This is a genomic window from Paenibacillus hamazuiensis, from assembly GCF_023276405.1.
In the GTDB taxonomy this organism is placed as follows: domain Bacteria; phylum Bacillota; class Bacilli; order Paenibacillales; family NBRC-103111; genus Paenibacillus_AF; species Paenibacillus_AF hamazuiensis.
The window spans coordinates 7397321-7412500 of the sequence record NZ_JALRMO010000001.1 but is presented as its reverse complement, the minus strand read 5'-3'; the positions used below and the strand labels follow the sequence as shown (position 1 = coordinate 7412500).

Genomic DNA, 15180 nt, shown 5'->3' with positions numbered 1-15180 from the left:
ATTCCCGGAAGAGCGGTGAAATACTGCCAAATCTCGCGGTCCAGTCCCGCTTTGGCAATTTCCTCACGCAGAATCGCGTCGGACTCGCGCACGATGTGCAGCTTCTCCTCGGTCACTTCGCCGAGCACGCGGATGGCAAGACCCGGTCCCGGGAACGGCTGGCGCCATACGATAGCCGCAGGCAGGCCGCACTCTTCGCCGACCTTGCGCACTTCGTCCTTGAACAAAGCTTTCAAAGGCTCGACGAGCTTGAATTTCATATCCTCAGGGAGGCCGCCAACGTTATGGTGGGACTTGATCGTATGCGCGGTTGCCGTGCCGCTTTCCACAATATCCGTATACAGCGTACCTTGAGCCAGGAAATCGAAATCGTCGAAACGCGCCGATTCTTCTTCGAACACGCGGATAAATTCGTTGCCGATGATTTTTCGCTTCTGCTCCGGATCGTCGACGCCGGCCAATTTGCCGAGGAAACGTTCCTTCGCGTCGATTTTGACCACTTTCATATCAAATTTGCCGACAAATGTGTCCATGACGCTTTCCGCTTCGCCTTTGCGCAGAAGTCCATGATCGATGAACATGCAGGTCAGCTGATCGCCGATCGCTTTGTGAATCAAAATCGCCACGACCGAAGAATCGACCCCGCCGCTAAGCGCGCACAGCACCTTCTTGTTTCCGACCTGATTGCGGATATCGCGGATCGTGTCCTCGATGAACGATTCCATCGTCCATTTGCCTTCGCAGCCGCAAACGCGGTACAGGAAGTTTTTGATCATGTCGTTGCCGTACACGGAGTGCCTGACTTCAGGATGGAACTGAACGGCGAACATTTTACGTTCCGGGTGGCTCATGGCTGCGACAGGAGCATGGTCCGTGCTGGCATCGATAATAAAGCCGGACGGCGGCTCGACGACGAGGTCGCTGTGGCTCATCCAGACCGTTTGGCGTTTCTCCAGCCCGTGCACCAGGGAGCAGCTGTCTTTGAAATCCACTTCGGCTTTACCGTATTCGCGCGTTTGCGCCCGCTCGACCTTGCCTTTAAGCTGATGGGCGATCAGCTGCATGCCGTAGCATATGCCCAAAATCGGAATGCCCAGATCGTAAACCGCCTCGTCGACGATCGGCGAGTTTTCTCCGTACACGCTGGCAGGACCGCCGGAAAACACGATCCCTTTAGGCTGAAGCTGTTTGATTTTCTCCACAGGCGTATTGTACGGTAAAAGCTCGCTGTAAACGCCCAGATCCCTGATCCGTCTCGCGATCAACTGATTGTACTGCCCGCCGAAGTCGAGCACGACGATGATTTCGTTCGGCTTGTCCATGATATCCCCCTTAAAATGTGATCCGAAAGGAAACGGCTCATACGCCGTCTCCCCGCAAATTAATAGAGTTAATTATAGCTAAGGGGAATCCAAGGCGTCAAGAAACGATTGGCCCTATTTGCTGCGCTGCTTCGCTGTCATGGTGCGCCAAATGTCAATGACCTGGCGTTTGGTGATCGCCGTACCGGACGGAGCGTTGTAGCTGGCGGCTTCGACGAGCCGGACAAACTCCATGGCCGCCTGTCGTTCCGCCTCCGTCGCGAACGGCCGCGAAAGCATGTACTCGCGAACCGTTTGCCCCGGAACCGGCGGGCCGTGCCGCTTCGCCCATTTGCGCCAAAGCCGGTCAAGCAGCTTGACCGCAGGAAGCATTTTAACAGGCGGCGGCGCGTATACGGAAACCGCCGCGGCAGGTCCGCCGGCAAGGTGGAGACGGCGCGCGGCAAGCGCAGCGAACAGGAGCAGCCCCATAGCTGCAGCAGCGATGGTCATATTATGCCCCAAGAGAGAGAAGGAACCCGCGCTGCGGAAACTATTCAGCCAAGCGGCCGGATCCGTACGGAAAGCCGGCTCCGCATTCAGAGAAGCTGTCGTCACTGCCGCAGCGGAGGCTTGCGCGGAAACGGTCTCGAGCCCTTGCGATCGCGACTCTGCCGCCTGAAACCCCGGCGTCGGCTCGAAGGCGACCCATCCGGTGCCGGGAATATACGCCTCGACCCAGGAATGAGCGTCCTTGGCGGTAACTTCCACCGTCAGGCGGCCTCCCGCTTCATCCGGAAAGGGCGCGGCATCCGCGGCCACGACCGTGCCCGGGGCGAACCCTTTGACCCAGCGGGTCGGAATGCCGATCGTGCGCAGCATAACCGCCATTGCGGTGGAGAAGTGGTTGCAGTACCCTTGCTTCTGCACGAACAGGAAATGATCGACGAAGTCCTCCCCCGCCGCAGGGGGCTTCGTCTCGTTCAGCGTGTAGGCGTAGTTTGCGCGCAAGTACGCCTCCACCGCTTTCGCTTGATCGAACGGAGCGGCGGCGGATGCCGTAATCCGCTTCGTGAGATCAGCGACGCGCGCCGGCAGGTTGTCCGGCAGCTGCAAATAAGCGGCGCTCCCCTCGGGAGGGGACGCCGGGGCGCTGCCGTCCGGCCGCGGCTCCGCCGGCACCGGGACGGACCATATGCGGTAATAGCCGAGCTCATCGGCTAGCTGCGGGATAAACGTGCGGCCGGACGCCGCATCGGCCCACAGCATTGCGCCGGAGAGGGCTTCGCCCCGCTCCGAGCGCATCGTTTCGACGCGGACGATGTCCCCGGCCGCGAACAGCTGCCTGCCGAGGCCCCTCTGCCTCGGCAGCACATCCTGCGCCAGCGCATCCGGCGCAGGCTCGTTTGTCTCGAGCGCCTCCGCGCGCTCGAGGCGGCTTGCCGCAGGCCGCCAGCCGCGGCCGTCGTAGCTAGCCTTCGCCTCCCCCCGCCAATACGTCAGGCGGGGGGTGCGGGCGACAAACGCGACGCGGGCGTCGGCCGCCAGCGGCTCGCCGAGCACGGCGTCGTCGCCGCTGTAGCCGGTTTGCCCGCGCGGCGCGAGCGCGGCGCCGGGGGCATACGGCTCGAGCCAGCGCTCCAGCGCAGGCGTCAGCCGCCGCCAGTCGGCGCTCGGCGCATCGCGGCCGGCAAGCTGCGCCCCGCCGTAGCCGGCCAGCATGCAGCCGGCGGCCAGCAGCGCCGCCGCGGCGAGCCAGGCCGCCGGCAAAGCGCGGCGCGGCGCGAGGCCATGCCGCTGCTCGAGCCGCGGCAGCTGTACAAGTGCCTGCAGCAGCAGCCCGAGTCCGAGCGTGCGGAGCAGCGCCGGGGTCGTATCGAGGCCGAAGCCGACCGGTAGCAGGATCAAATAAAACAGCGAGAGCAGCACGAACCAGAACGCATGCTGGCGCTGCAGCACAAGCGTCTGCACGACGGAAATAAGCAGCGCCCAGCCGGCCAGAAAGGAAAACGTCCGCGCAGGCGGGCTCAAATCCGCGATATTTCCGCGCAAAAGCGATTGCATATCCTCTAGCAATGTACCGGACAGTTCGCCGAGCCATCCCCCGGAAAGAAACGTTTCGGGAAAATGCAAATACCCCGAGATGGCCATCGCGATCAGCAGCTTCAATGGTGTTCCGGCGATCGCCGGAACCTTGACGTAATCGAGCAGCATAAACAGGCCGAATGCCCATAAAAACGGGACGCTGCTGTAGATTTCCGTCACTTCGGATAACCGGACGAGCGGATCGATCCACTCCCGGAACAGCATAAACAAAACAACCGTCAATACGGCGCTTCGCACCCATTCGACCGGATGCGAACGCTCGCGGGAGGATTGCATTTCGCCGCCATGATGCGGACGGTTTCCCCAAGCGGCACCCAGCCGCCACGGATCGTAGCGAAGGTTAAGCCCCTGCACGGATACCCCTCCCTTCCGCAAGACCGGGCGTTACAATCAAATCGCATCCTAAAACGCGCAGCTGTTCGTAGCGCTGCTGTTCCTCCGTGCCGGCCACAGACCTGTCGCCAAGAGAGACGACGGCCACTTTTTGCCCATGGGCCGCGGCATGCTTAAGCTCCTCCGCCAGGCGGCCGTCCAGGGAATCGATCATGCAAATCAAGGTCGTTTCCCTCGGCAATCCTCTTAAACGTTCCGAAGAAAATAACGGTCCGGCTTCCGTCGCCTGTCCGTTATTCCCTTTCCCGGCGCATAGCGAAGCCAGATGCTCCATCTCTTTTTGCAGGCCTCCGCCGCTCCGCATCTTTCCCGCTTCGCTTGGCGCCTCACCTCCGGCTACCGTTACCGCTATCCCCCGCTCCGCGCAGGCCTGGATCAACCCGGCTGCCAGGCTGATCGCCTGCTCGAACCGCTCTCCGGGGCGGAAGCCGGACGTATCGATATATATAAGCAGACCGTGAGTCGTCTCGGGTTCGTTCAATTTGCTTTTCCAGCCGTCCGCTTTGGCCGAAGAGCGCCAATGAATCCGATTCCACGGATCTCCGTGGACGTATTCGCGAACGCCGCCGATATGCGGCGACGAGCGCAGCAGCGACTGCAGCGCGCGGGCGCCCTCTTCGCCGGCGAAATCCCGCCACATGTCGCAGGGCAGCGGGCGGGGCAGCACGACAAGCGTGTTGTCCCCGCTCAAGATGCGGCTTTTTTCAAACAAACCGAAGCCGTCTCCGGTAACCGCCTGACTTTGCTCAAGCCGATAAATCCCTCTGGACAAAGCTCCCGTCGCATAACGAAAGGCGAGGCTGCCGCGATACCAGGGAAAGACGAGTTTGCCAAACGCAAGCCGCTCTCCCGACTGCTCGTGCAGCCACGTTTCTTCCAGCATGAGCCAAAGCAAAGGGAATGCGGATCTGATGCGGACCTGCACGGTTATTTCCGCAGTCTGGCCGCCGATATGCCGCTCCCGGCTTCCTTTCCTTTCCACATGAATGTGTTGCAAGGTGAAAGCATAGGTCAAGCTTGCATAAAGAAGCAAGGCCGTTAAAGCAAAAAACAGCGCCCACGCCGGCTTACCGTCCCAAATCAGGCCGTAAGCAAGCGAGGCTCCCCATAACGAAAACAATCCGAAGGCGCTCCACATGTTTTTGGACATGGCCGCCACCTTACCTGGAAGCCGCTTGCCGCAGAACGGGGATCGGTACGGCCGCAATCGTTTCCTGCACAACCGCTTCCGCGCGTTTGCCGGTGATGCGGGCTTCGGCGCTCAGCCCGAGCCGATGGGCCAGAACGGGAACGGCCATGTCTTTCACATCGTCCGGAATGCAGTAGCTGCGCCCGGATACAAACGCCTTGCCCTGGGCTGCCCGCATCAGCGCTATAGACGCTCTCGGACTTGCGCCAAGCGACAGATCGGGATGATTGCGCGTCGCCACGGCCAGCTCAACGATATATTCCTTAAGCGTCCCGTCGACATAAATACGCCGCACTTCCTTTTGCAAAGCGAGCAGCTCATCCGGCACGATGACCGGCTTAACTGCATCCAACGGCTCCTGGCCTTCGGCGCGGCTCAGCATCTCGATCTCATGTCCCCGGCCTGGATAGCCGAGTGTCAGCTTCACGAAAAAGCGGTCGGTTTGCGCCTCGGGGAGAAGGTACGTGCCCTCGTGGTCCGCCGGATTTTGCGTGGCGAGCAGCATGAAAGGCTCCGGCAGCGGATACGTGTGGCCGTCCACGGTCACCCGCTTCTCCTCCATCGCCTCCAGCATCGCCGCCTGCGTCTTGGGCGACGTGCGGTTAAGCTCGTCGGCGAGCACAAGGTTAGCCATAATCGGGCCCGGGCGAAATTCGAACTGCGACGTTTGCCGGTTATATACCGACACGCCGGTAATGTCGGACGGCAGCAAATCCGGGGTCATTTGGATGCGCTTGAACTCGCCGCCCACCGTCCTTGCCAGCGTGCGGACCAGCATCGTTTTTCCGGTGCCCGGCACATCCTCGAGCAGCACGTGCCCGCCGCAAAACAAAGCGACAAGCACCTTTTCGAGCACTTCTCTTTTGCCTACGATCACTTTCTCCATATTGTGAAGCATTCGTTCATACAATACGAGCGGCTGGTCGAATAAATAAGAATACGACGGCATGGTGGAATCCTCCTCATTTCAAATCCATAAAAATGCAGCTATGGATTCTAGTTTTTCCACCATTCGCTAGTTTTAGACGGATTTCATAGAGGAATGAAAGAAGGAAAGCTGGTGGCGAAGGGCTACGTCGACTTCCCGCTCCTCGGAGCCGAGCATATACCCGGTCACTTCGCTGCCGAGCATCTCGACCGTAGTCCGCAGAGGGACAAACAGATAACCGTCATGAAGCTCCATTTGCGCCATGGAAAACTTCTTGAACCGAAATCCCGGCTTCATCATCAGCAGCTCGTGACGGGCGGTATCGTACCGAAGCCTGTACAAGCCGTATCCCGCAACCGCGGTACGGCTCTTGTCTTCCCAGACGACCATGCCGCCCATCCGTTCGATCAACTGCCGGAGCGGAACGAGGAAACGCCCGTCCTTAAACAGATAACCGCCCTCATCCATCTGCCACCGCAGCCCTCCGAGCTGCAGCGTCAGCGGCACTTTATGCGCCGGGGCCGCCGCCGCTTTGGCCGGCTCCGGTTCGAGGACGGGGATCGGCACGGCATTCGGCGCCTGCGGTTGGGGCTCGTAGACCGATGCGTGGGCGACGGCGGCAGCGGTCGCTTTTTCAAACGATTCCTTCGTATAGGTCCGCGGCCATTTGCTTTTGCCGGGAGCCATCAGAGCCGGCTTCACTTTATCGGTCAGCGGCGCGAACGCATAACCTTTGTCTTTAAACAAACGGATGATTTCCGGCAGCGCCTTTACCGTTTCTTCGTGGCCCGTACCGTCGTGCATCAGCACGATCATTTCCTCGCGAAAAGGTCCTTTTTCCACGGTGCCGACAATCTCGCTCGCCTTAACCCCCGCTCTGCGGGCATCCCCGCTGTCGATGTTCCAATCGAACAAGGTATATCCCGCCCGATCCAAATAATAGAAGTAAAACGGGTCAAAGTTGCCGTAGGTGCCTCCCGGAGCGCGAATGAGTTTGGGGCGCACCCCCGTCTGTTTGTAGAAGAGGGTCTCCGACTTCTGAATTTGCTCCCAAAAGGCGTCAAATCCGGAATAAAGCTCATTGTACACATGATTGTATGTATGATTTCCAAGGCTGTGGCCTTCTTTTACGATGCGTTTTACCGCGTCCGGCCATTTCTCCGCTTCCTCGCCCAAAGCGAAAAACGTCGCCTTGACGTCTTCGTCCCGCAAAATATCGAGCACACGGTCCGTCAGCCTGCTCGGCCCGTCGTCAAATGTCAAATACACCGTCGGTTGTTCCGGAGCGGCATATTCCTTGTCCTGAAGCAGCCGCTTCCCTGCTTTAAGCTGCTCATAAACTCCGGCTCCTGCGGAATCGCCTTCCATGCTGTCCGCCTGCACCGGACCCGGCAGCGATACAAGCCCTGCATTCAGTAAAACGGTCAATCCGATCAGCAAGCAAATCCAGCGAAAATTACGGCGGCCCATGTGGCGCATGAAGCGATCCCTCCATCAGTTCTATCATTAGGATGACACTGATAGAGTATATGAGAGAGTTCTTGGCCATATGACCGTCCCGATACGACCGCCCCGCAAAAAGACGGCAAAACCGTACCGGCGAAGCAAAAAGCCGCTTCATCTTCCGGCGGGAAGAGCAGCGGCTTGCTTTACTGCATCGATTTTACGGCTTCCAACACTTCGGCCACATGGCCCTTAATCCTCACCTTGCGCCATTCCTTGACCAGCCGGCCTTCTTCATCGATCAAAAAGGTAGACCGCTCCCCCCCCCCCATGTACTCCCTGCCGTACATTTTCTTCAGCTTCCACACGCCGAACAGCTCGCATACCCGATGACCGACATCCGCAAGCAGCGGAAAAGGCAGCTCGTATTTGGCCGCAAACTTATGGTGCGACTTCAGATCGTCCGGGCTGATCCCGATCACTTCAGCGTTATACCGGGCGAACTGTCCGCTGAAATCGCGGAAAGCGCACGATTGCTCGGTACAGGTCGGAGTCATATCTCCCGGGTAAAAGTAAAGGACGACCTTGCGGCCGCGCAGGCCGCTCAAGCTGATATCTTCCCCCGTATTCGCCGGCAGCGTAAAATCGGGGACCGGCCGGCCGACCGCCACAGCTTCCAATGCGGCGCCTCCGCTATCCGCAAACATCGCTTCACAGCATTTTCTCATGAGCAAACAAACACCCCTTGCGCGATTATGTTATACAAACATTATCACCAAGGGGTGTACATATTCAACCTTTCGCCAATCTTCGGCCGGCATCAAGCTTTATCGGCTCCGCCCGAACCGTTATTTATCCTTAACGGTCTTAAACAGGCTGACCGCTTGTGCGAGCCGCGCTTCTCCCGCGGCATCGGCCGCCAGCGGCTTCGTATCCTCCACCGCTCTCATCAGCGAAACAAGCTGTTTTTCCGGCATGTAATCGTCCTGCGTATTGTTTGCAGTTAATACGACGATCATATTTTGCCCGGGAATGACGAAGATCCGCTGCCCTTCCGAGCCCGCCGCATAAAACATGTCGCTGTCAAACGGTTCCTCCTGCTCGGTCGATATTTTTTTCAGGAACCAAAAATATCCGTAGCCTCCTAAAGTGCCGTCCGTATACTTCCGGTCCTTGCCTTTGGAGATCGTCTGCTCGACCCATTTTTTCGGCAGCACCTGCTTGCCGTCCCACTCGCCGTCTTGAAGATACAGCAGGCCGATTTTAGCCATATCCCGAGAGGTGAGCTCAAGTCCGAAAGCGGCGTTGGAATGTCCTTGCGGGTCGGTATCCCAGCCGAAATTGCTGATGCCGAGCGGAGCGAAAAGCCGCGGCACGGCGTAGTCCTGCAGCCGCTCCCCGGTCGCCTTCTCCACGGCAAGTCCGACCAAATGGGCGTTGCCGTTGCTGTAGTTATACGTAGTCCCCGGCTCGGCAACGACCGGTTTATCCAAAATATACTGCTGCCAGTTGGAGCTGCTCATCATCTCCAAAGAGGAACGTTCATTCGTATTATCCCATTCCAGGCCAGAGCGCATGATCAGCAGATCCGACAGCTTGATATGCGCCTTCGTTGCATCCTGCGCCGCTTCGGGGAAAAAGTCTCCCAGCGTTTCATCGGCCCCCGCCAATTTTTTCTCGCTTACGGCGAGTCCGGCCAGCGCCGAGGTGATGCTCTTGGTGACCGATTTGACCTGCTGCTTCGTTTGCCGATCCGTCGTGCTGTTGTAGCCTTCGGCGACGATGTAGCCGTTCCGGATAACGATAAAGCTGTGCAAATTCAAATTGCCGAGCCCTTCCACCCATTCGGCGAGCGCAGCCGAATTTAATCCCTGCTGCTCCGGCGTGCTCGTCTTCCAATCGCCCGTCGGCCAATGGTCCGGAGCTTTGCTCTTCTCCACCTGCTTGATGACGCTGGCATTGTCGTAAAACCTCGGGTCCGTTTTCGCCCCGCATGCCGACACGAGCAATGCCAAACAGCAAAAGCCTGCCGCCATGGACAGCAGGCTCCGGTTTCTTTTTCGTTTAGTCATCGTACGGCTCTCCCTGCCTATCGTTTTATTTACTTCTATCCGATAGGCAGACTACCATACAAATATGAAGATAATATGAAGAAATGATGAATTTTCCAAGAATTAACTTCTAAGATCCGGCTCCGCGGTACCGTTTAATACCCGTATTCCATATGACCAGCGCGATGCCGAAGAAAACCAGGCCCACGAGGGGCGTCAGCAAAGCGAAGCCTCCCCAGTTGGCACGGTCGAGGAACCAGGCGGACGGATAAAAGCCGACAAACGCAAACGGCAATATCCAGGTAAGCAGCAGCTTGATCACCGTGTTGTAAATCGTAACCGGATAACGCCCGTAGTTGGTCAAATTCCACAGCAGCGCGGTAATCCCGGTAGGAGCATCCGAGAAAAACGACAGCGCGGTAAACGACATGTATACGCCGCCGTAAATCAAGACGGAGCCTGCCACCAGCAGCAGGAACACGATCGGGTCGTACCACGCCAGCGCCAAGTCCAGGTGCGTCCCCGCATAGATCATGATTGCGAGCCCGGTCAATGCGCTGAACAGCGAGGACGGGTCCATGTTTTCGAGCACGAGCTGGGCCATATTGTACGCCGGGCGGGTCAGTATCCGGTCCAACTCACCCTTGACGATGTAACGTTCCCCGAAATTCCACAGGTTGAAAAACGTAATGAAAATGCCGTAAGGCACCATAAAATATCCGTATATGAACAAAATCTGATATTCGTTCCATTCCCCGAGAAGCCGGGTGTGCAGAAACACGACGAGAATGAAAAACAGATTGAGGCCGTTAAACAGCAGATCGGACAGCACCTCGATCCAGAAATCGGAGCGGTAGGTGAGCCGCGTTTTCATGTAATTTTTCAAATATTCCATGACCAGGGACAAATAAAACATCGGCTTAACCTCCTTGCACGAACAGCCGCGTGCGGGCGCTTGTCCAAAGCCATACCATCGGCACGATCAGCAGAACGAACCAGAGCAGCTGCACGCCGAGCGCCTGCAGCGCCGCATTTCCGGCCGCTTTCCCGGTAATGACGGTGCCCGGCAAATAAGTGATCGCCTGAAACGGCAGCAGCTTCATGAGCCATGCCGCCCAATCCGGGAACAGCGAAATCGGCACGACGAGCCCGGAGAACAGCTCGACCACGACCCGCTTCATGCGCATCATGCCCTCGTTGTTCTCAAGGAAAAAAGCAAAAAGCCCGGTGATGATGTTCAGCTGCGAATTGATGAGAAAGCTGAGAAAGATCATCGCCATAAACATGAGCCAAGTATGCGCGTCGGCCGGCAGGCTGATCGGGAACAGAAAATAAACGACGATCATTCCCGGCGTACTGAAGAGCAGCAGGCGAAACAGCCCTTCGCCGAGCCCCTGCATCATTTTGACGATGATGTAGTTGTACGGCCTGATAAACTGGACCGCCACGCTGCCGTCCTTGATCTCGTTTGCGATCTCCCGGTCGAGGTTGTTGAAATAAAACGCCCGCGCCATCCAGGATATCGCAACGTACGTCGTCATCTGCGTAATCGACATGCCGCCGAGCGACTCGCTGCTTCCATAAATCGCTTTCCACAGAAAATAATAGGCGCCGATATTGAGCGCATATATTACAATGCCGCTGTAATAATTGACCCGGTACGCCAGCATCATCAAAAACCGGATGCGGATGATGTCGAGGTACGCGTTAAGCATGAACGGACGCCTCCTCGCGGTCGCGCTTGCTTTCGCCGCTATCCGTTTCACCGCCCGGCCGTCTCACCTCGGCCGAGCCCGATTTGTAAATTTCGCGCACGATATCGTCGGTATTCGTTTCGACGATCTTAATGTCTTCTATCTGCAATTGGCCGACGACGCGGGCCAGCACCTCGGAAACGTTAGCCCGCTGCTGCGGAATCCATACTTTGGCGGTGAGGCTGTTTTCGAGTTCCCAGGCGACGTCGAGCCCGGCGGTCAGCTGCTTCAGCGCATCCAGGGACACATGTTCGGCAAATTGGAGCACGACCTCCTTGCCTTTGCCCCATGTCGCCTTCAGCTCCTCCAGCCCGCCGTCGTAAATGATGCGCCCGTCGTCCAGCATGATGACGCGGGAGCAAAGCGCTTCGATGTCCTGCAAATCGTGCGTCGTCAGCAAAATCGTCGTTTCGTACCGCTGATTCATCGACTTGAGAAACTCGCGGATTTCCGTCTTGACGACGATGTCGAGGCCGATGGTCGGCTCGTCCAAAAAGACGATTTTCGGATTGTGCAAAAGCGAAGCCGCCAGCTCGCAGCGCATCCGCTGCCCGAGGCTGAGCTTGCGCACCGGCCGGTTCAGCAGCTCCTGAAGCTGCAGACGTTCGACCAACTCATCCAGCCTTTTCTTAAAATCGGCCTCCGACACCCGGTATACTTTTTTCAATAACTGGAAAGACTCGATGACGCCGATGTCCCACCACAGCTGGCTGCGCTGTCCGAACACGACGCCGATGCCGCGCACGAATTTTTCCCGTTCCTTATAAGGAACGTAACCGTTCACGCGGATGTCGCCCGAGGTGGGCACGAGAATGCCGGTCAGCATTTTGATCGTCGTCGATTTGCCTGCTCCGTTCTCGCCGATGTAACCGCATATTTCGCCCTGCGGAATCTGGAAGCTGATATCTTTGACCGCCCGCACCTGCGTATATTCCCGTTTAAACAAATCGCGAAATGCGCCTTTCAAGCCTTCGCGGTTTTTTTGCACCTGAAATTCTTTGCGCAAATTGTGAACATCTATCGCCCACATGGAATCTCCCTCCTCTGCTATGAAAAATGACAGCGGCCAATTCGCTTCGCCTTCCAGGGAAAGCTTGTCAAAAAATGCCGCAACTTGCGATAGGCTCCCAAAAGCCACTATAATTTAGGAAAGCAAAACTTTCCTTGATATTGACCGCATGAAGGAGTTCGCTTTCAAGTAAACTGTTAGGGAATCGTGTCGAAACCTATCATAGTTATGATACACGAACCGTTTTGAAAGGGAAAGCGAACGCATTTATAACGGAAAGGACCAATGCCAATGGCCAAAAAAATCAAATGGGTGCTTTTATCGTTCATGCTGCTGGTGATGGCGGGTATCGGTTATTATACATATTCCTTCCTTCAGTTCGCAAACAACATCCAAAGCAAACCGAACGATACGATCTTTCCCAAAGTTCATACTCAAAACTATAAGAACGTAAGTGAAAACCTGACGCCCCCCAAGTGGGAAGGGAAGGAACGCGTGAACGTACTGCTGCTCGGAGGCGATTCCCGGGGGCTGAAAAAAAATGAAATTCCGCGTTCGGACTCCATTATGGTCGCCTCGATCGATCCGGTGACCAAAAAAGCTTCCTTGTTTTCCATCCTGCGCGACACGTATGTCAAAATTCCCGGATACGGCGACGACCGCATCAATTCGGCGCTCGCTCTCGGCGGTCCCGAGCTTTCGATGAAGACGGTCAGCGACCTACTCGGCATCCCGATTCAATATTATGTATATACGGATTTCAAGGGATTTATCGCCCTGGTCGATGCGATCGGAGGCATCGATTTCGAAGTCGAGAAAAACATGAAATACAGCGACGCCGAGGACGGCCACGAATACGATATCGATTTGAAAAAAGGCATGCAGCATATGGACGGCAAAACCGCGCTCCAATACGTCCGTTTTCGCCATGATGCTTTAAGCGATTTTGCCCGGACCGAGCGTCAGCGCAAATTCATGCAGGCGATCATGCAAAAAATGCAGTCGACCTCTTCGCTGATCAAGCTGCCGCGCATTTTAAGCAGCGTCGATCCGTACATCGAAACGAATTTGACGACAAGCGACATGCTGAAGCTCGGCTCTCTCGCTTACGAAGCGAAAGCCGAAGGGATCGCCTCCGAGCAAATTCCTCCGAACGAGCTGCTCGTTGAGAAAAATATCGGCGGCGCCGCAGTGATTACGGCCGATAAAAACAAACTGAAGACGTATGTGCAGGAAATTTTCAACGGTAAGGCAGCTTCCGAGGGTAAGGAAGCGCCCAAGCCGGCGGGACAACCGACCACGACCGGAGCGAAAAATACGGAAGCGGCGGCCAGGCTGAAAAAGTGATCGACGGGAGGAACAACCGAATTATGAGCAGCAATGATCATCCGAAACGGAGCCGCTCGGAGCAGCTTTATGCAGAAGCGCTTCAGCATATCGTCGGCGGCGTTAACAGCCCTTCCCGTTCGTTTAAGGCGGTGGGCGGAGGGGCTCCCGTCTTCATGCAGCGCGGCGAAGGCGCCTATTTCTGGGACGCGGACGGCAACCGCTATATCGATTATTTGGCCGCATACGGCCCGATTATTCTCGGCCATGCGCACCCGCACGTCACCGAGGCGATTTGCCGCGCCGCCCGCAGCGGCGTGCTGTACGGCACTCCGACGGAGCTTGAAATCCGCTTCGCGCAAATGCTGAAGGAAGCGATTCCCTCCCTCGATAAAGTGCGCTTCGTGAACAGCGGCACCGAGGCGGTCATGACGACGATTCGCGTAGCCCGCGCCTATACCGGCCGCAGCAAAATCGTCAAGTTCGCCGGCTGTTACCACGGGCACTCCGACCTGGTGCTCGTCGCCGCCGGCTCCGGCCCTTCGACATTGGGAATCCCGGACAGCGCCGGGATTCCGGTTTCGATCGCGCACGAGGTGATCACCGTGCCGTTTAACGACCTCGCCGCGCTGGATGAAGCGCTGGCGCGCTGGGGCGATGACGTGGCCGCGGTCATGGTCGAGCCCATCGTCGGCAACTTCGGCATGGTGATGCCGAAGCAGGGATTCCTGCAGGGCCTTTGCGCCGCGGCCCGGAGAAACGGCTCCCTCGTCATCTACGACGAGGTGATCACGGCGTTCCGCTTCCACTATGGCGCGGCACAGACGTTTGCCGGGCTCGCGGAGCAGGAGTCCGGGGCCGGCAGCGCCGACGCGCTGTATCAAGCGATCGAACCGGACCTGACCGCGCTCGGCAAAATCATCGGCGGCGGCCTGCCGATCGGCGCCTACGGCGGGCGCAAGGAGATCATGGAGCAGGTGGCTCCGCTCGGCCCGGCCTATCAGGCGGGCACGATGGCGGGCAACCCGGCTTCGATCTCCGCAGGCATCGCCTGCCTCGAGACGCTGCGCGCGCCCGGTACGTACGAGCGGCTGGACGCGCTGGCTGCGCGACTCGCCGGCGGCATCGCCGAGGCCGCCGGGCGGCACGGCGTGGCGCTGACGGTAAACCGCATCCGCGGCGCGTTCTCCACGCATTTCTGCGCGCATCCGGTGACGAACTACGCGGAAGCGCAGGACACCGACGGCGAGCGCTTCGCCCGCTTTTTCCGGCTCATGCTGGACCGGGGCATCTGCCTCGCCCCTTCCAAATATGAAGCCTGGTTTCTCACGACGGCACATTCCGATGAGGACATCGAGCGGACCATCGCAGCGGCGGACGAGGCGTTCCGCATCATGTCAACGGAGTCATAAACAGCTTTTATCAGGATAATCACGAACTATTATCGGGCATCGATAATAGTTCGTTCGTTTTTTTCAGCCCGCAAAATTCGCCAATTATTTTCCTTTATTCACCAATATACAAAATAGACAGCGCTTACATAGTGGTAAAACTGTAAAGTTCTATTGTCTCCGTAACATTTTCATGTTATTCTATATTTACTTTGACTTTTTAATGAAAATCGGCATTTTATAAGTTTTTTTCGGAAAAGCCGGTCGAGATGCTCGCTTTTTACAGCAT

General features: G+C 57.4%; 12 protein-coding genes (1 of these 12 running past the window's edge). 2 read left to right on the top strand and 10 right to left on the bottom strand.

The annotated features are described in order from the left end of the window. The 10 genes from guaA to MYS68_RS32655 all read right to left on the bottom strand — a co-directional run. On the bottom strand, positions 1-1322 hold the 5' portion of the coding sequence (guaA, locus tag MYS68_RS32700; protein ID WP_248929781.1) for a glutamine-hydrolyzing GMP synthase. The gene continues 217 nt to the left of window position 1, outside the view; 1322 of the gene's 1539 nt are visible here — the first part of the coding sequence; the start codon lies at positions 1320-1322; its stop codon lies beyond the left edge, outside the window. 114 nt (positions 1323-1436) lie between these two features. Further along, entirely contained in the window at positions 1437-3761 is a 2325-nt protein-coding gene (locus MYS68_RS32695; protein WP_248929780.1) for a transglutaminase-like domain-containing protein, read from the bottom strand. Next, on the bottom strand, positions 3748-4950 hold the full coding sequence (locus MYS68_RS32690; protein WP_248929779.1) for a DUF58 domain-containing protein: 1203 nt from the start codon (positions 4948-4950) through the stop codon (positions 3748-3750). The genes MYS68_RS32695 and MYS68_RS32690 overlap by 14 nt, the downstream gene beginning before the upstream one ends. A gap of 10 nt (positions 4951-4960) precedes the next feature. Continuing rightward, the gene (locus tag MYS68_RS32685; protein ID WP_248929778.1) at positions 4961-5938 is read right to left on the bottom strand and encodes an AAA family ATPase; all 978 of its coding nucleotides are present in this window, start codon (positions 5936-5938) and stop codon (positions 4961-4963) included. 72 nt (positions 5939-6010) lie between these two features. After that, positions 6011-7396, bottom strand: coding sequence for a polysaccharide deacetylase family protein (locus MYS68_RS32680; RefSeq protein ID WP_248929777.1), 1386 nt, complete (start codon positions 7394-7396; stop codon positions 6011-6013). Positions 7397-7566: 170 nt separating this feature from the next. Continuing rightward, on the bottom strand, positions 7567-8088 hold the full coding sequence (locus tag MYS68_RS32675; protein ID WP_248929776.1) for a peroxiredoxin: 522 nt from the start codon (positions 8086-8088) through the stop codon (positions 7567-7569). A 120-nt stretch (positions 8089-8208) separates the two neighbouring features. Next, complete coding sequence (locus MYS68_RS32670) at positions 8209-9432, bottom strand: serine hydrolase domain-containing protein (RefSeq protein WP_248929775.1); 1224 nt, start codon at positions 9430-9432, stop codon at positions 8209-8211. Between the two features lie 109 nt (positions 9433-9541). Next, entirely contained in the window at positions 9542-10327 is a 786-nt protein-coding gene (locus MYS68_RS32665; RefSeq protein ID WP_248929774.1) for an ABC transporter permease, read from the bottom strand. A 4-nt stretch (positions 10328-10331) separates the two neighbouring features. Next, positions 10332-11126, bottom strand: coding sequence for an ABC transporter permease (locus MYS68_RS32660; RefSeq protein ID WP_248929773.1), 795 nt, complete (start codon positions 11124-11126; stop codon positions 10332-10334). After that, positions 11119-12195 (bottom strand): ABC transporter ATP-binding protein, encoded by a 1077-nt coding sequence (locus tag MYS68_RS32655; protein ID WP_248929772.1) that lies wholly within the window; start codon positions 12193-12195, stop codon positions 11119-11121. The genes MYS68_RS32660 and MYS68_RS32655 overlap by 8 nt, the downstream gene beginning before the upstream one ends. 270 nt (positions 12196-12465) lie before the next feature. On the opposite strand from MYS68_RS32655, the gene MYS68_RS32650 reads away from it, so the two are divergent. Together MYS68_RS32650 and MYS68_RS32645 are read left to right on the top strand one after the other, a co-directional pair. Further along, positions 12466-13521 carry an LCP family protein gene (locus MYS68_RS32650; protein WP_248929771.1) on the top strand — a complete coding sequence of 352 codons (1056 nt, stop codon included), beginning with the start codon at positions 12466-12468 and terminating at the stop codon, positions 13519-13521. Between the two features lie 23 nt (positions 13522-13544). Further along, positions 13545-14912 (top strand): glutamate-1-semialdehyde 2,1-aminomutase, encoded by a 1368-nt coding sequence (locus tag MYS68_RS32645; RefSeq protein WP_248929770.1) that lies wholly within the window; start codon positions 13545-13547, stop codon positions 14910-14912. Positions 14913-15180 lie beyond the last annotated feature (268 nt).